Source organism: Streptomyces sp. NPDC099050, assembly GCF_044759865.1.
GTDB lineage: Bacteria > Actinomycetota > Actinomycetes > Streptomycetales > Streptomycetaceae > Streptomyces.
The window spans coordinates 300471-317291 of sequence record NZ_JBIWAE010000009.1 but is presented as its reverse complement, the minus strand read 5'-3'; the positions used below and the strand labels follow the sequence as shown (position 1 = coordinate 317291).

The following is a 16821-nucleotide window of genomic DNA, read 5'->3' as shown; positions in this document are numbered from 1 at the left end:
CCGCTGCTCGGCCTGTGCCTGGGTCTGCAGTGTGTGGTGATCGAGGCGGCGCGGAACCTGGCGGGCATCGAGGATGCGAACTCCACCGAGTTCGATGCCTCGACGCCGAACCCGGTGATCTCCACGATGGAGGAGCAGCTGGCCTTCGTCGAGGGCGCGGGCGACCTGGGCGGCACGATGCGTCTGGGCATGTACCCGGCGAAGCTCGCCGAGGGTTCCATCGTGCGCGAGGTCTACGGCGATCAGGCGTACGTGGACGAGCGCCACCGTCACCGCTACGAGGTCAACAACGCCTACCGCGGTGAGCTGGAGAAGAAGGCCGGCCTCGTCTTCTCCGGCACCTCCCCGGACAACAAGCTCGTCGAGTACGTGGAGTACCCGCGCGAGGTCCACCCCTACCTGGTGGCCACCCAGGCCCACCCGGAGCTCCGCTCCCGCCCCACGCGCCCCCACCCGCTCTTCGCGGGTCTGGTCAAGGCGGCCGTGGAACGGCAGCAGGCGGCGAAGTAGCCGACGCGGTCCGACCGCATAACGTAGGCAGCCGGGTACGGATCTCCGTACCCGGCTGTCGCGCGTTGTGGAGGGCTTCGGGCATGTCGGGCATGGAGATCAAGGACACGTCGGAATCCTGGGAGACGGTGTCGACCCGGCGCCCGTTCCAGGGCGCGAAGACGGCGGTGGCCTCCGACGAGGTGCGGATGCCGGACGGGTCCGTGGCCCGCCGCGACTACCAGGTGCATCCCGGGTCGGTGTGCGTGCTGGCCCTGGACGACGCCGGGCGGGTGCTGGTGCTGAGCCAGTACCGGCATCCGGTGCGGCGGCGGCTGTGGGAGCTCCCGGCGGGGCTGCTGGACGTCGTGGGGGAGAACCCGCTGCACGGGGCGCAGCGCGAGCTCGCGGAGGAGGCGCACGTCAAGGCCGAGGACTGGCGGGTGCTGGCCGATTTCTACGCGTCCCCCGGCGGCTCCGACGAGGCCATCCGGATCTTCCTCGCGCGGGGGGTCTCGGAGGCGGACGGCGAGCGCTACGCGGAGTCCGGCTCGGAGGAGGCGGACATGGAGGTGGCGTGGGTGGCGCTGCCTTCGCTGGTACGGGGTGTCCTGGCGGGCTCGCTGGGCAACCCCGGGCTCGTCACGGGAGTCCTGGCCCTCGCGGCGGCCCTGGCGGCCGACCCGGCCCTCTCCACCCTCCGCCCGGCGGACGCCCCCTGGCCGGCCCGGCCGTACGAGGCGTAGGTCTGGCGGGTGCGGGTGCGGGTGCGGCGCCGTTGCCGGGGACCAGTCCCCGGGCCCCTGCGCCTCAAACGCCGGCGGGGCTGGGGGTGGCCTGGGTGCGGGCCCGCTGCGGGTGGGGGTCGGTGCCGGGGGCGGGGTGGGGTGTTGGCCTGGACTGCATGATTTAGGCGCCCTGTGTCCTACTCCGACAGGGCGCGGGGTGGTCTCGCGCCACAAATCACGTTTTACGTCCAGGCCAACACCCCACCCCGCCCCCGTCACCGACCTGCCGGCCTTCCGACTCCGGCCGGGGGAAATTTCAGTCCCGGCCGGGCGACAGCTCAGTCCCGGCCGGGCGACAGCTCAGGCCCGGCCGGGCCGGTCTTTTCGGCCCGCCCGCGCCAATTCAGCCCGTCCGGCGTTTGAGGACCGGGGTCCGGGCAGCGCCCGGGGAACGGTGGAAGGGCGGGTAGGGGACCTCGCCCCGCAGGGCCGACCCAGCCGCACCCGCCCACCGGCCCCTCGCCGGGACGGCGGTGGCGGCAGCCACGACCGGCCACCGACGGACGGAGTCCGGCGCAGCGGCGCGAAGCCCGCGCAGCGGTGCGAGGGGCGCGTCGAACAGGTGGGCGTGAAGAAGGAGGTAAATGTGCCCATCCGCTGATCCGATCGGGCGATTTGTCCGCCGCGCTCCACCCTGTCCGTCGCTCTGCGTGAACTACGCTCGCAATCCGAAGGCAGCGAGAGGAGCGGATCCGTGACGGATTTCGTCGGGCGGCGGCGTGAGCTCAAGGAGCTCCGCGAGGACATCGCGCGAACCGGGCTCGACACCCTCTCCGGCCGCAAGGCCAAGTCCCCGCGGGCCCGGGTGCTGCTCGTCGCCGGGCGCCCGGGCTCCGGCCGGACGGCCCTCGCCGAAGCGCTGGTGCGCGAGATCGCCGAGGACTACCCCGACGGGGTGCTCAGGGTCCGGCTCACCGCCCCCACGGGCGAGGGCGTCGCCACGGAGCGTGCCGTTCGCACCCTCCTGGAGGGGCTCGGGCGGCCCACCCCGCCCGGTGCCGGGGAGGATGACCTCAGCTCCGCCCTGCGCACGGCCCTGGCCGGCCGCCGCATGGTGCTCCTCGTCGACGACGCCTCCGATCCGCACCAGGTCGACGCCCTGCTGCCGGACACCCCCGAGTGCCTGGTCGTCGTCACCTCGGAGGGCCCCCTGACCGGGATCCCGGACGTCCGGCCCTGCACCCTCGGTGGCCTCGACACCCCCTCGGCCGTCCGCATGCTCGTCCAGCGCATCGGCGACATCCGTGCGGCGAACGACCCGCGCGCGGCCGAAGCCCTCGCCGAGGAGTGCGGCGGCCAGCCCGCCGCGCTCGCCCTCGCGGGCGGCTGGCTCGCCGCGCGCCCCAAGGCCTCCGTGGCGGACGTGGGCAAGCAGCTGCACGACATGCCCGGCGGCGTCGGCGGCCCGCTCTCCAAGGCCTTCAGGCTCGTCTACGAATCGCTCCCGCAGCCGGCCCAGCGAACCCTGCGGCTGCTTCCGCTCGCCCCCGCGGGCCTGGTCGACTCCCACGTCGCCTCCGCCCTGGCCGGCTGCTCCGTCGCCGCCGCGCAGTCGACCCTGGAGGACTTCGCCGCGCTGGGCCTGCTCAGACCCGCCCACGACGGGCTGTACCTGCTGCCCGGCTGCCTCGCGCCGCTGCTCCAGGCCCTGCTGGAGGCCAAGGAGCGGCCCGCCGAGGTTCAGCTCGCACGGGCCCGGATGCTGGAGCGCACCGTACGGCTGCTGTTGTCCTGCCGGGCGATGGCGGAGCCGGACGCGGACGGGCACGACGGGCCCGGCGGCGCCGTCGGGGCGCCCGAGAAGCTCGACGGGGTGCCGCGCGCGCTGCGCTTCGCCGACCGGCGGGCCGCCGAGACCTGGCTGAACACCCGGCTGCCCGCGTTGCTGGCCGCCGCCTCGCTGGCCGTGGCCGACGGGGAGCTGGACACCCTGGCGCGCCGGTTCGTGGCGGCGCTGGCGCGGGCCCTGTCCGAGCACCGCGGCACCGCCGGGGCCGCGCCCGAGCTCTACGGGCTGCACCAGCTCGTGCTGGACGTGGCCGAGCGGCGCGATCTGTACCGGGAACAGGCCGCCGCGCTGCTGAACCTGGCCGATCTGGACGCCGAGACGGGCCGGACGCGGGAGGCGCTGGACCGGTATCGGGCCGCGCTGGACGCGGGAAAGGCGGCGAACGACCCGTACGCGTCGGGCCGCGCGATGGAATCCGTAGGCGGTGCGCACCAGGAGCTGGGGGACTGGCACCGGGCCTCCGACTGGTTCGGCCGGGCCCTGTCCCACGCGCTCGCGCGGGGGGAGCGGGCGGACGAGGCGCGGCTGTACGGACGGCTGGGGAACGTGCACACGTACGCGGGCCGGTACGGGGACGCGCTGCGGAGCTGGCGGGCGGCCTCGGCCGGCTACCGGAAGCTTGCCGATGTCCCGGGCCAGGCAAAGGCGTTGAGCGAGATGGCGCGGATCCAGGAATACGCGGGCCGGCCCGAGGAATCGCTGCACACCTGCCGGGAGGCGGTGGAGCTGGCGCGCAGGGCCGGGGACCTGCGGCTTCAGGCCGCGCTCCAGGTGCGGCTGGCGGACACGCTGGACCGGCTCGGGGATCCGGCGGCGGCCAGGCTGCACAGGTCCGCGGCCGACAGATTGCTGGGAGATGACCCCGCAGCCTGCGAAATCCGCAGCGTTTCCGACTGAGATTATTACTTTGCAAGGCTAGACAGCCGCTCATCCTTCATTAGACTGGCTTCACCAGGTCATCCTCTGGTGCATCCCGTTGCGCGTTCTTGTGGACGGGTTTGTATTGAAGTAGCCCGAAAAATCCCCTGAGCCAAGGACCGTGAGCCACGATGAAGGTCGGCATCCCCCGCGAGGTCAAGAACAACGAGTTCCGGGTCGCCATCACGCCTGCCGGCGTGCATGAGCTGGTCCGTAACGGCCACCAGGTCTTCGTCGAGCAGAACGCCGGTGTGGGCTCCTCGATCACGGACGCGGAGTACGTCTCCGCCGGCGCCGAGATCCTCGGTACCGCCGACGAGGTGTGGGCGACCGCTGACCTGCTGCTGAAGGTCAAGGAGCCCATCGCGGAGGAGTACCACCGCCTCCGCAAGGACCAGACCCTCTTCACGTACCTGCACCTCGCGGCCTCCCGCGAGTGCACGGACGCCCTGCTGGAGTCCGGCACCACCGCCATCGCCTACGAGACGGTCGAGACGGCGAACCGCGCCCTCCCGCTGCTCGCCCCGATGTCCGAGGTCGCGGGCCGCCTGGCCCCGCAGGTCGGCGCCTACCACCTGATGCGCTCGGTCGGCGGCCGTGGCGTGCTCCCCGGCGGCGTCCCCGGCACCCACGCCGGCGAGTGCGTGGTCATCGGCGGCGGCGTCTCCGGCTGGAACGCCGTGCAGATCGCCGTCGGCATGGGCTTCCACGTGACCCTGCTGGACCGCGACATCAACAAGCTCCGCGAGGCCGACAAGATCTTCGGCACGAAGATCAAGACGATCGTCTCCAACGCCTTCGAGCTGGAGAAGGCCGTCATCGAGGCCGACCTCGTCATCGGCGCGGTGCTGATCCCGGGTGCGAAGGCCCCGAAGCTGGTCACCAACGAGCTCGTCGCCAAGATGAAGCCCGGAAGTGTCCTTGTCGACATTGCGATCGACCAGGGCGGCTGCTTCGAGGACTCCCGCGCGACCACTCACGCCGAGCCGACCTTCCAGGTCCACAACTCGGTCTTCTACTGCGTCGCCAACATGCCGGGCGCGGTGCCGAACACCTCCACCTACGCGCTCACCAACGCCACGCTGCCCTACATCGTGCAGCTCGCGAACCTCGGCTGGGTCGAGGCGCTGCGTCGTGACCCCGCGCTCGCGCTGGGCCTCAACACCCATGATGGCCAGGTCGTTTACCGTGAGGTCGCCGAGGCGCACGGCCTCGAGACCCTCGAGCTGAGCACGCTGCTCGGCTAAGTCGTCAACGACTGACGTCAATCTCACGTATCCGGCCGGACCTTGCTCGCGAGGTCCGGCCGGAGGCGTACTCGGGGTAGCCCGCGAGGCCGCTCAACTCGCCTCGAACGTAACCCTTTAACCCTTTCGCACACCCGCGAAACTTCCCGGCGACAGCTCGTGCGCCCTTGACAGAGTCGTGTTCGGTTGCCGACACATCGCGGCGGGTCCGGCGGATTGTGTTGCCGCTGAGTGGTGACACGCCATAGAGTCGCCAACCGTCGGCATGGTGCCACGCTGACCTATCGATAAGTGTCCTGGTCACGTCCGAGGAGGTAAGACGACTTGTGAATGAGTCGACATTTGCTCCTGGAGGTGGTCGAGCAGGAGGGCCTGCGCGGGGCCAGGGTCCTGCCGGAATCGAAGCCGTGGGATCCGTAGCGGTCCGCACCTTCGCAAACCACCAGCACATGACGACGCCCCAAAAGAGCATGGACGGCCTAGACGTGAACTCCAGGGCCGGCGACCTGAGCGGCGACAAGCCCGTGGGTTTCGCCGACTACGAACAGGTGCCCGAGGGGCATTTCTACGACCCCGACGCGGAGTACGAGCCCGACCCCGAGTACGCGGCCACTCTCGCCCCCGACGCTGCCCGCCAGCGCCGTGAGCGGATCGGCCCGACCGGACGGCCGCTGCCGTACTTCCCGATCCCGGGCCCGCTGACCGACCACGGTCCGGCGACGATCATCGCGATGTGCAACCAGAAGGGCGGCGTGGGCAAGACCACGTCGACCATCAACCTGGGTGCGGCGCTGGCGGAGTACGGACGACGGGTGCTGCTCGTCGACTTCGACCCGCAGGGCGCGCTGTCGGTCGGCCTCGGGGTCAACCCGATGGAACTCGACCTGACGGTCTACAACCTGCTCATGGAGCGGGGCATGTCGGCCGACGAGGTGCTGCTGAAGACGGCGGTCCCCAACATGGACCTGCTGCCGAGCAACATCGACCTGTCCGCTGCCGAAGTGCAGTTGGTCAGCGAGGTCGCGCGCGAGTCGACGCTGCAGCGGGCCCTGAAGCCCCTGCTGCCCGACTACGACTACATCGTGATCGACTGTCAGCCCTCGCTCGGTCTGCTGACCGTGAACGCCCTGACGGCGGCTCACAAGGTCATCGTGCCGCTGGAGTGCGAGTTCTTCGCACTGCGCGGTGTGGCGCTGCTGACCGAGACCATCGAGAAGGTGCAGGAGCGGCTCAACCCGGACCTGGAGCTCGACGGCATCCTCGCCACGATGTACGACTCCCGTACGGTGCACAGCCGCGAGGTGCTGGCGCGCGTCGTCGAGGCCTTCGACGACCACGTCTACCACACGGTCATCGGCCGTACGGTGCGGTTCCCGGAGACCACGGTCGCCGGCGAGCCGATCACCACGTACGCGTCCAACTCCGTCGGCGCCGCCGCCTACCGCCAGCTGGCCAGGGAGGTGCTCGCCCGGTGTCCCGCCGAGTGAGTCTGCCCGGAGCCGACGAACTGTTCCGTACGACCGGGGGGATGGCGCTCACCTCGTCCTCGCCGTCGTCGCGGGGGGTCGAGCACGCCGCGTCGGCGGCGGAGGGCACGGCGGGAGAGGGTCGCAGCCGGGAGGCTGAGGCCGGTACGGAGCCGGGCGTCGGCCCGCAGCGGCGTCCGCAGGAAGGTTCCGGTAACGCCGTCCCCGCCCCCACCCCCGGCCGGGGGAAGGGGCAGGGCCGGGGTGCGAACCGGCGGCCCAGCGGGCGCGAGCGGCACGACGAGAAGATCACGGTCTACGTCTCCGCGGAGGAGCTCATGGACCTGGAACACGCTCGGCTGGTGCTGCGCGGGGAGCACGGGCTCGCGGTCGACCGCGGGCGGATCGTGCGGGAGGCCGTCGCGGTGGTGCTGGCGGATCTGGAGTCCCGCGGTGACGCGAGCATCCTGGTGCGGCGGTTGCGGGGGCGCTGACCCCTGCGGGGGGCTTGGGCGGGTCGGACGCCGGACCTACTGAAAGGTCCTGGGGCTCCGCCCCAGACCCCGGTCCCCGAACGCCGGACGGCTGAGATTGCCCGGCCGGCTGGGGTTGCCCGGTCCGGCTGGGAATTGCCGGGGTCATCGCTGCTCCTGTGTGGTGGTGCGTGGGAGTCTTGGGGACTGGGCTCCGGCCCCGATCAGCCGCTTCCTCCGTACCACCCTGGATCGCCATGCCCCCTCCCGCCGAACCCGGCCCCCCGCCCCGCCGCTCGCTGGGCCGCGGCCCGGGTGCCTCCGTACCGGGGGAGGAGGAGGGTGCCGCTCCCCCTGTCGCGGCCGTTCCTGGCCTGCAGGAGCCCCACGGGGCCGAGGGGGTGGGGGACGGGCGGTTCACCGTACGGCTCGTGAACTTCGAGGGGCCCTTCGATCTGCTGTTGCAGTTGATCTCCCGGCACAAGATGGATGTCACCGAGGTCGCGCTGTCGGAGGTCACCAACGAGTTCATGGCGCACATCCGTGCCATGGGGCCCGACTGGGACCTCGACCAGACGACCGAGTTCCTCGTCGTCGCCGCCACCCTGCTCGATCTGAAGGCGGCCCGGCTGCTGCCCGTCGCCGAGGTCGAGGACGAGGGGGACCTCGCGCTGCTGGAGGCCCGGGACCTGCTGTTCGCACGGCTGCTGCAGTACCGGGCGTACAAGCGGATCGCCGAGATCTTCCAGGACCGGGCCGAGACCGAGGGCAAGCGCTACCCGCGCACCGTCGGGCTGGAGCCCCACCTCGCCGAGCTGCTGCCCGAGGTGGTCATCAGCATCGGCGGCGAGGGGCTGGCCCGGCTCGCGGTCAAGGCCATGCAGCCGCGGGCGAAGCCGCAGGTGTACGTGGACCACATCCACGCGCCCCTGGTGAGCGTCCGGGAGCAGGCCGGCCTGGTCGTGGCGCTGCTCAAGGCCCGGGGCGAGGCCACCTTCCAGGAACTCACCGAGGACGCCGCCGACACCCTGACCGTCGTGGCGCGCTTCCTGGCCCTCCTGGAGCTCTACCGGGAGAAGGCGGTGGTCCTGGACCAGGAGGAGGCCCTGGAGACGCTCACGGTGCGCTGGAGCGGCGGGGACGGGGACGGCATGCCGACGGTGACGGACGAGTTCGACCAGATCGTGGAGGCCAAGGAATGAACGAGGTGTCGACCCCCGTGGCGGGTCTGGCCCTGAAGCCGGCCCTGGAGGCCGTCCTCATGGTCGTGGACGAGCCGGCGACCGAGGCGCACCTGGCCAAGGTGCTGGAGCGGACCCCCCGCGAGGTCGCGGGGGCGCTGCGCGAGCTCGCGGACGAGTACGGGGCCCAGGGCCGCGGATTCGAATTGCGGCTGGTCGCCGGGGGCTGGCGGTTCTACAGCCGGGCGGACTGCGCGCCGGCGGTCGAGGCCTTCGTCCTGGACGGCCAGCAGGCCCGTCTCACCCAGGCGGCGCTGGAGACGATGGCGGTGGTCGCGTACCGCCAGCCGGTCAGCCGGTCGCGGGTCTCGGCGGTCCGCGGAGTCAACTGCGACGGGGTCATGCGCACCCTCCTCCAGCGGGGTCTGGTGGAGGAGGCGGGGACGGAACCCGAAACAGGTGCGATCCTGTACAGGACGACGAACTACTTTCTGGAGCGGATGGGCCTGCGTGGCCTGGACGAGCTCCCGGAGCTCGCGCCCTTCCTCCCCGAGGCGGACGCGATCGAAGCCGAGACGCAAGAGGGTGTTCCGTCGTTCGATCCGGACTCTCCGGATACCGATGAAGACGACAAGACGACGGAACTTTGATGCGAAGCAGCGGCAACGGCAACGGTGGCGGCAACAGGAACAGCGGCGGCGGCGGTGGTGGCGGGCGCGGTAGCGCCCCCCGCGGCGGCTCCGGCGGCGGTGGTGGCTCCCGCGGTGGCAGCTCGGGCGGTGGCTACCAGGGCGGCGGCTCCGGCGGCTCCCGCGGTGGGTCCTCGGGCGGTGGCTACCAGGGTGGCGGCTCCCGTGGCGGCTCCTCCGGCGGCGGTTACCAGGGTGGCGGCAGCTCCGGCGGCGGCTCGCGCGGCGGCTCTTCGGGCGGTGGCTACCAGGGTGGCGGCAGCTCCGGCGGCGGCTCGCGCGGCGGCTCCTCCGGTGGTGGCTACCAGGGTGGCGGCTCCCGTGGCGGCTCCTCCGGCGGCGGTTACCAGGGTGGCGGCAGCTCCGGCGGCGGCTCGCGCGGTGGCTCCTCCGGTGGTGGCTACCAGGGTGGCGGCTCGCGCGGTGGCAGTTCGGGCGGTGGCTACCAGGGTGGCGGCTCCTCCGGCGGCTACCAGGGCGGCGGCTCCGACCGTGACCGCGAGGAAGCCCCCCGCATCCGCAACCCCCGTCCCGAGGAGCGTCGCTACGACGTCGGCCCCGAGGGCGAGCGCAACGGCCGCGGCGGTGCCAAGGCGGGCGGCGGCGGTGCCCGCGGCGCGGCTGACGGCAACCGCGGTGGCGGCGCCCGTGGCGCGGCGGCCCGCGGCGGCGCCAAGGGCGGCCCGAAGGTCTCCCGTACCCCCGGCATCGGCGGCGCAGGCGGCCCGCGCATCGGCCCCGGCTCCCGCAGCGGCCAGTCCAAGCCGCGCGAGCTGGAGGCGCGGATCGAGGAGCGCGTGCGCGACCGGTACGCCGACAAGCCCGTGATCAAGACCCCGAAGACCTTCCCGGGCGCCGAGGAGGAGGGTGAGCGTCTGCAGAAGGTGCTCGCCCGGGCCGGCATGGGTTCGCGCCGTGCGTGCGAGGAGCTCATCGAGCAGGCCCGCGTCGAGGTCAACGGCGAGATCGTCCTCGAGCAGGGCAAGCGCGTGAAGCCCTCGGACGAGATCAAGGTGGACGGCCTGACCGTCGCCACCCAGTCGTACCTGTTCTTCGCGCTGAACAAGCCGGCCGGCGTCGTCTCCACCATGGAGGACCCGGACGGCCGTCAGTGCCTCGGTGACTACGTCACCAACCGTGAGACGCGTCTCTTCCACGTCGGCCGGCTCGACACCGAGACCGAGGGCATCATCCTGCTCACCAACCACGGTGAGCTGGCCCACCGCCTCACGCACCCGAAGTACGGGGTGAAGAAGACCTACGTGGCCGCGATCACCGGCCCGCTGCCGCGCGACATCGGCAAGCGCCTCAAGGACGGCATCGAGCTGGAGGACGGCTACGCCCGCGCCGACCACTTCCGCGTCGTCGACCAGCTCGGCAAGAACTACCTGGTCGAGGTGACCCTCCACGAGGGCCGCAAGCACATCGTCCGCCGCATGCTGTCCGAGGCCGGCTTCCCCGTCGAGAAGCTCGTGCGGACCTCCTTCGGCCCGATCGAGCTCGGTGACCAGAAGTCCGGCTGGCTGCGCCGCCTGACCAACACCGAGGTCGGCATGCTCATGCGCGAGGTCGGTCTGTAGGACCCCCGGCCCCCACGGGCCTCCAGAACCCGCGGTGCCTTCGGGCGCCGCGGGTTTTTTGGTTGTGCGGACCCCCCGACCCTGTTTATAGTCAGTCTGACTATAAAGGGATTGGGGGCGTCATGGGATGGCAGACGAGCTGGACCGAGATCCTCGGGTTCGTCACGGGGGCCGTGTGCGTCTGGCTGGTCGCCCGGCAGCACATCGCCAACTGGCCGATCGGCATCGCGAACAACGTCTTCTTCATCGTGCTCTTCGCCCAGGCGGGCCTCTACGCCGACGCCGGGCTGCAGATCGTCTTCATCGCCCTCGCCGCGTACGGCTGGTGGTCCTGGACCCACGGGGGTGGACCAGGCACCACCACGGCCCTGCCGGTGCGCCGCACCACGGCCGCCGAGTGGACCCTGCTGGCCGTGGCGGGAGCGGTGGCGGTGCTCGGCCTGACCCTGCTGCTGGGCCGGGCCACCGACTCCACCGTCCCGTTCTGGGACGCCCTCACGACCGGGCTCTCGCTCGCGGCCACGTACGGGCAGTGCCGCAAGCTCGTCGAGTCCTGGTGGCTTTGGATCGCCGCCGACCTCGTGTACATCCCGCTGTACGCCTCCAAGGGGCTCTACCTGACCTCCCTGCTCTACGTCGGCTTCCTCGCCCTGTGCGTCGCCGGACTGCTCGGCTGGCGCCGGGCGCTCCCGGCCCGCGGGGCGAAGGCGGCGACGGCGGAGACGACGGAGACGGCGACGGCGGTGACTCCGTGAAGCGCCACGGCCACGGCCTGGTCCTCGGCAAGTTCTATCCGCCGCACGCCGGCCACCACCACCTGGTGCGCACCGCGCAGGACCAGTGCGAGCGGCTGACCGTACTGGTCTGCGCGTCCTCGGTGGAATCCGTACCGCTCGCCGACCGGGTCGCCTGGATGCGCGAGGCGCACCCGGGGGCCGAGGTGGTCGGCGCGGTCGACGACATCCCGGTCGACCTCCACGACCCGGCGGTCTGGGAGGCGCACATGGCGATCTTCCGGGCCGCGGTGCCCCGCCCGGTCGACGCCGTCTTCACCTCCGAGGCCTACGGGAGCGAACTCGCCCGGCGGTTCGGCGCCGAGGAGGTCTGCGTGGACCGGGACCGCACCCTGTTCCCGGTGTCCGGTACGGCCGTACGGGCCGACCCCGTCGGGAACTGGGAGTTCCTGGGGCCCGCCGTACGGGCGGCACTGACCCGGCGGATCGTCGTGCTCGGCGCCGAGTCCACCGGCACCACCACGCTGTCGCGGGCCCTGGCCGAGCACTGGCGCGGGCGCGGCGGGGTGTGGGCGAAGACGGGCTGGGTGGCGGAGCACGGCCGGAAGTACAGCGAGGAGCGGCTCGCGGCGGCGCGCGCGGCCGACCCGGCGGCGACCTGGGCGGACGTGAGCTTCACCTCGGCGGAGTTCCCGGTGATCGCGCGGCGGCAGGACGCGGACGAGGAGCGGGCGGCCCGGCTGGGATCACCGGTGCTCTTCTGCGACACCGACTCCTTCGCCACCGGCATCTGGCACGAGCGGTACACGGGCGCGCGCAGTGCTGAGGTCGAGCGGATCGCCGCCGGGACGCGGCGGGACCTGTACCTGCTCACCGACCACGTGGACGTGCCCTTCGAGGACGACGGGCTGCGGGACGGGGAGGAGATCCGGCCGTGGATGACCGGGCGGTTCCTGGAGGAGCTGGAACGGACCGGGAAGCGCTTCCTGGTGGTCCGCGGGGACCGGCGCGCGCGGCTCGCGGCGGCGGTGGCGGCCGTCGACGGACTCCTGGCGGAGGGTTGGCCGTTCGCGGATCCGCTGCCGGAGCGGGTGGCCGGGGAGGTGCCCGGTCAGTCGGCCGGTCAGTCGGCCGGTCAGGCGGCCGGGCGGACCGGGGCGCGGAGCCGATGAGTGACACCGGACCCGGGCACGATGACGCGTACGCCTACGACCCGCACGCCTTCGCGCCCTTCGCGGTGACCGTGGACCTCGCCGTCTTCACCGTGCGCGGCGGGACCCTGCACGTGCTGCTGATCCGGCGCGCGCAGGAACCGTACGCGGGCGCCTGGGCGCTCCCCGGCGGATTCCTCCTGCCGCGGGAGTCCGCGGAGACCGCCGCCCGGCGCGAACTGGCCGAGGAGACCGGCCTGTCGGCGCGGGTGATCGACGCCCTGCACCTGGACCAGCTGCGCACCTACAGCGAACCGGACCGGGACCCCCGCATGCGGGTGGTCTCGGTGGCCTTCACCGCACTCGTTCCCGATCTGCCCGAACCGGTGGCCGGGGGCGGCGGAGACGCGGACCGGGCCCGCTGGGTGCCGGTGGGGGAGGCGTGCGCGCCGGCCTTCGGACTGGCCTTCGACCACGCGGAGATCCTCGCCGACGCCCGCTCCCGCGTGGGCTCGAAGCTGGAGTACAGCTGCCTGGCCACCGCCTTCTGCCCGCCCGAGTTCACCCTCGGCGAGCTCCAGGCCGTCTACGAGACCGTCTGGGACACCGCCCTGGACCGGCCCAACTTCCGCCGCAAGGTCCTGGCCACGCCCGGCTTCGTCGAGGCCGTGCCCGGAGCCGCCCGGCTCACCGGCGGCCGCGGCAAACCGGCCGCGCTCTACCGGCCCGGACCTGCCAACACCCTGCACCCGCCCCTGTTGCGCCCTTCGGAAGGACACTCACGATGACGACGCCGACGCCCGCGCCGACCACCGCCACGACGAAACGGGCCGCCACGGGCTCCCTGATCGGACTGGCCCTGGGAGACGCCCTGGGCTTCCCGACGGAGTTCAACGACGTGCCCGGGATCCTGGCCAAGACCGGCCCCTGGCGGCAGATGGACCTGCCCCGGCCGGCGATCGTCACGGACGACACCCAGATGACGCTGGCCCTGGCCCGGGGCATACGGACGGCGACGGACCGCGGCCGGGTCGGCCCGCTGCGCCTCGCCCGCCCGGTCCGGGAGGAGTTCGTGGACTGGTACCACTCCCCGGAGAACAACCGGGCCCCGGGCAACACCTGCCTGAAGGCCTGCAGCCTCCTCAACCACCCGGAGCGGGACTGGCGCGACGCCAGCCAGCTCGGCTCCAAGGGCTGCGGGGCGAACATGCGGGTGGCTCCGGTCGGACTGGTGCCCGGCTGGACGGAGGAGGAGCGGGCCGGCGCGGCCCAGCTCCAGTCGGCCCTGACCCACGGCCACCCCACGGCACTGGCCGCCTCCGACCTCACGGCACGGGCGGTGTTCCTGCTGGCGCGGGGCACCGAGGTGACCGGCCTGGTCGGGCAACTGCGCTCGTACGCCCTGGAGAACCGCACCCGGTACCACGAGCGCTGGCTCGGCGACCTCTGGACGCGGACGGCCTCCGACACCTCGGCCGAGTCCTTCATGGCGCGCGGCTGGGACGAGTGCCTGGAGATCCTGGACCGCCTCGCCGCGGCCCTGCGCACCCCGTCGCCGGAAACGGACCCCTGCCTGACGACGGGCGAGGGCTGGATCGCGGAGGAGGCCCTGGCCACGGCCCTCCAGTGCTTCCTGCTCTTCCCGGAGGAACCCCTCCTGGCCCTGCGCCGCGCGGCCTGCACGGCGGGAGACTCCGACTCCATCGCCTGCCTGGCCGGGGCCTTCGCCGGCGCCCACCTCGGCGCGGACGCCTGGCCCCGCGACTGGGAGGGCCGCATCGAATACCGCGCGGAACTCCTGTCCTTCGGCGCGCTCTGGGACGCGTGAGCGGTGCTGAACGCGATGGAGATCGACCTGGCCGCAGTCGTCGCCGAGCAGCCGGATCCGCTGCTCTTCGCGACGGTCTCCGGCGCCCACCTGTACGGATTCCCCTCCAAGGACTCCGACATCGACCTGCGCGGCGCCCACCTGCTGCCGGCGGCGGAGCTGGTCTCGCTCCGCGACCCGCAGGAGACGCGCAGCCGGATGTGGTTCCGGGACGGCACCGAGATGGACCTGGTCACCCACGACCTGCGCAAGTTCGTCCGGCTCATGCTGAACCGCAACGGCTACGTCCTGGAACAGCTGCTGTCGCCCCTGGTGGTGCACACGACGCCGGCGCACGAGGAACTGGTCTCCCTGGCCCCCGCCGTCCTGACCTCGCACCACGCCCACCACTACCGGGGGTTCGCGAACACGCAGTGGCGGCTCTTCGGGAAGACGGCCGAGCTCAAGCCGTTGCTCTACAGCTTCCGGGCACTGCTCACGGGCGTCCACCTGATGCGCTCGGCACGGGTGCAGGCGCACCTGCCCACGCTGCTGGAGGAGGTGCCGGAGGCCCCGGACTATCTGGCCGGGCTGATCGAGGCCAAGGCCGAGGCCGAGCACGGGGCGGCCGCGGGCATCGACGGCGGGCGGGTGGAACGGGACTTCGAGGCCCTGCACGGGGTCCTGGAGGCGGCGCGGGCCGCTTCGCGGTTGCCGGAGCACGCGGACGCCTTCGACGCGCTCGACGAGTTCGTCGTACGGCGGCGGGTGCGCTAAGCCGGTGCCGGTCGCGGTCCCGGTCCTGTCGCCGTCGCCGATGCCCGGCGGGTGCGGAGGAGGAACTCCTCCACGCGGGGGAGGTCCGGGGATTCGGGGAGGGGGGTCGTGGCGAGGGCGGCTTCGGTCTGCTCCTGGAGGAGGGTCATCCACGCGTCGACCTCCTCCCAGGTGAGCTCGCCGCGGCGGACCGCGAGGAGGCGGTCGCGGTGGGGGGTCGCGTCGATCACCAGGCGGCCCGTGCGCAGCAGGTCGCGGCAGGACAGGAGCAGGCGCAGCAGGTGCATGGCGTGCTTCCAGCGCGGGGCGCCGTGGTTGCGGAGGTCGCCGAGGAGTTTGCCGCGCTGGGCGACGGCGTACCGGCTGAAGGTGGTGTGGGCCCGGCGGGAGAGGAACGCCTCGCGGAGCGAGAGGAGTTCCTCACCGACCGGGGTGAGGTCCTCCACGAGCGGGGAGTGGAGGACCTCCAGGATGTTCGGGTTGGCGCGCAGCGCGAGCTCGCAGAAACGCTCCAGCTCCCACGAGAACTCCTCGTCCCGGGGCCCCTCCACGTGCGTCGGCGGCTTCTCGAAGCGCCAGAACAGCGGCGTCGGGGCGAGGTAGACACCGCGCCGGTCGGTGTCGCTCGCCCCCGTCGCCAGGCCGAACGCCCTCGAACCGATCACGCACGAGTAGACCGTGTGGTCCTTGACCAGGGTGAGCGCGAGCGGTTCGGGCGTGGATGCGTGTCGGTGGGCCTCGTTCATCCCGCGAGGCTACGGCCGGGGTCTCCGGCTAGGCGAGCGAGATTTCGCCGGCGGGGGAGACGGTGATCTTCTTCTCCTCCAGCGGCTTGGTGGCCGGGCCCTTGGCCACCGCGCCGTCCGCGACCTTGAACTTGCTGCCGTGGCACGGGCAGTCGATGGTGCCGGCCTCCACCTTGTTCACGAGGCAGCCCGAGTGCGTGCACACCGCCGTGAAGCAGCGGAAGGAGCCCGCCGTCGGCTGGGTGACGACCAGCTTCTCGTCCTTGAGGACCGTGCCGCCGCCGACCGGTACCTCCGAGGACTTGACCAGGGCCTTGGCGTCCCCGGCCGGAGCCGAGGAAGAGGCGGACGCGGACGCGGAGTTCTGGGCCGTGGGGGCGCTGCCGCCCTCGGACGAGGGCTTGGTCTCGTCGGCTCCGCCGCAGGCGGTCAGGACGCCGCCTGCCAGAACGCTCGCGCCGGCCGCCAGTACCGTGCGCCGGGCGGCGCGGGTGGGGTCGCTCATGACTTCTCCTCGGGTGATCGCCGGGATGACGAGAGGCATCCTGGCGCGTGACGGGCCTCAGCAATACCCCGCCACGCCTTGTCTCAGCCCTCCGGCAGCCACGGAACGAGCTCCGCGGGGGCGCCGGGGGCGCGTACCACCTCCCACACGCGCACCACGGCGTCCCGGTTCAACGGTCCGTGGACGTGCGGATAGCGCAGGCCCGCTTCACCCTCCCGGCGGACCTCGGAGGTCAGGGCGCGCTCGTCGAGTTCCACGGCGAGCAGGGTCCCCCGTACGCCTCCGTAGTGCGCGGCGGCGATCGCGAGCACCGTCTCCGGGTCCGCCGAACAGTGCACGAAGCCCTCGGAGTCGAGGGTGGCCGGGGCGTACGGGCCCGCCTCGTCGGCGGTCCAGTCGGCGAGCGGTACGAGGTGGAAGATCATGCCGATCGTTCTACCGCAGTCGGTGCGCGGCTCTGCGCCAAGTGGCAGACGTGCCT

The 16821-nt window shown here is 72.5% G+C and carries 16 protein-coding genes and 1 pseudogene; 14 read left to right on the top strand and 3 right to left on the bottom strand.

What is annotated here, in order from left to right:
- The 14 genes and pseudogenes from ACIQV3_RS18405 to ACIQV3_RS18340 form a co-directional block, all read left to right on the top strand.
- Positions 1–510, top strand: a pseudogene (locus tag ACIQV3_RS18405) (CTP synthase); the annotation flags it as partial.
- Between the two features lie 92 nt (positions 511–602).
- Complete coding sequence (locus ACIQV3_RS18400) at positions 603–1235, top strand: NUDIX domain-containing protein (protein ID WP_403713442.1); 633 nt, start codon at positions 603–605, stop codon at positions 1233–1235.
- Between the two features lie 736 nt (positions 1236–1971).
- Positions 1972–3963: an AAA family ATPase gene (locus ACIQV3_RS18395; RefSeq protein ID WP_403713420.1), complete on the top strand. Its 1992-nt coding sequence runs from the start codon at positions 1972–1974 to the stop codon at positions 3961–3963.
- Positions 3964–4115: 152 nt separating this feature from the next.
- The gene (ald, locus tag ACIQV3_RS18390) at positions 4116–5231 is read left to right on the top strand and encodes an alanine dehydrogenase (protein ID WP_266876781.1); all 1116 of its coding nucleotides are present in this window, start codon (positions 4116–4118) and stop codon (positions 5229–5231) included.
- A 449-nt stretch (positions 5232–5680) separates the two neighbouring features.
- A complete protein-coding gene (locus tag ACIQV3_RS18385) occupies positions 5681–6718 on the top strand; it encodes a ParA family protein (protein WP_327307468.1) in 1038 nt (345 codons plus the stop codon).
- On the top strand, positions 6703–7191 hold the full coding sequence (locus ACIQV3_RS18380; protein ID WP_383953705.1) for a hypothetical protein: 489 nt from the start codon (positions 6703–6705) through the stop codon (positions 7189–7191). Before ACIQV3_RS18385 ends, ACIQV3_RS18380 begins: the two co-directional genes overlap by 16 nt.
- A 236-nt stretch (positions 7192–7427) precedes the next feature.
- Positions 7428–8372, top strand: a complete 945-nt coding sequence (locus ACIQV3_RS18375; RefSeq protein WP_403713418.1) for a segregation and condensation protein A — start codon at positions 7428–7430, stop codon at positions 8370–8372.
- Positions 8369–9001 (top strand): SMC-Scp complex subunit ScpB, encoded by a 633-nt coding sequence (gene scpB / locus ACIQV3_RS18370; RefSeq protein ID WP_403713417.1) that lies wholly within the window; start codon positions 8369–8371, stop codon positions 8999–9001. Before ACIQV3_RS18375 ends, scpB begins: the two co-directional genes overlap by 4 nt.
- Complete coding sequence (locus tag ACIQV3_RS18365; RefSeq protein WP_403713416.1) at positions 9001–10620, top strand: pseudouridine synthase; 1620 nt, start codon at positions 9001–9003, stop codon at positions 10618–10620. Before scpB ends, ACIQV3_RS18365 begins: the two co-directional genes overlap by 1 nt.
- A gap of 122 nt (positions 10621–10742) precedes the next feature.
- Entirely contained in the window at positions 10743–11375 is a 633-nt protein-coding gene (pnuC, locus tag ACIQV3_RS18360) for a nicotinamide riboside transporter PnuC (protein WP_403713415.1), read from the top strand.
- Positions 11372–12526: an AAA family ATPase gene (locus tag ACIQV3_RS18355; protein WP_403713414.1), complete on the top strand. Its 1155-nt coding sequence runs from the start codon at positions 11372–11374 to the stop codon at positions 12524–12526. The genes pnuC and ACIQV3_RS18355 overlap by 4 nt, the downstream gene beginning before the upstream one ends.
- Positions 12523–13293, top strand: a complete 771-nt coding sequence (locus ACIQV3_RS18350) for an NUDIX hydrolase (protein WP_403713413.1) — start codon at positions 12523–12525, stop codon at positions 13291–13293. Before ACIQV3_RS18355 ends, ACIQV3_RS18350 begins: the two co-directional genes overlap by 4 nt.
- Positions 13290–14333, top strand: coding sequence for an ADP-ribosylglycohydrolase family protein (locus ACIQV3_RS18345; protein ID WP_403713412.1), 1044 nt, complete (start codon positions 13290–13292; stop codon positions 14331–14333). Before ACIQV3_RS18350 ends, ACIQV3_RS18345 begins: the two co-directional genes overlap by 4 nt.
- 15 nt (positions 14334–14348) lie before the next feature.
- Positions 14349–15089: a DNA polymerase beta superfamily protein gene (locus ACIQV3_RS18340; protein WP_403713441.1), complete on the top strand. Its 741-nt coding sequence runs from the start codon at positions 14349–14351 to the stop codon at positions 15087–15089.
- Here the strand turns inward: ACIQV3_RS18340 and ACIQV3_RS18335 are convergent.
- The 3 genes from ACIQV3_RS18335 to ACIQV3_RS18325 all read right to left on the bottom strand — a co-directional run bounded on the left by ACIQV3_RS18335 (position 15086) and on the right by ACIQV3_RS18325 (position 16765).
- Positions 15086–15835 (bottom strand): DNA polymerase beta superfamily protein, encoded by a 750-nt coding sequence (locus tag ACIQV3_RS18335; RefSeq protein ID WP_403713411.1) that lies wholly within the window; start codon positions 15833–15835, stop codon positions 15086–15088. The two genes, ACIQV3_RS18340 and ACIQV3_RS18335, sit on opposite strands and share 4 nt — an antisense overlap.
- A gap of 28 nt (positions 15836–15863) precedes the next feature.
- Positions 15864–16340, bottom strand: a complete 477-nt coding sequence (locus ACIQV3_RS18330) for a Rieske (2Fe-2S) protein (RefSeq protein ID WP_403713410.1) — start codon at positions 16338–16340, stop codon at positions 15864–15866.
- A gap of 83 nt (positions 16341–16423) precedes the next feature.
- Positions 16424–16765 carry a DUF952 domain-containing protein gene (locus tag ACIQV3_RS18325; RefSeq protein ID WP_403713409.1) on the bottom strand — a complete coding sequence of 114 codons (342 nt, stop codon included), beginning with the start codon at positions 16763–16765 and terminating at the stop codon, positions 16424–16426.
- Positions 16766–16821: the final 56 nt, after the last annotated feature.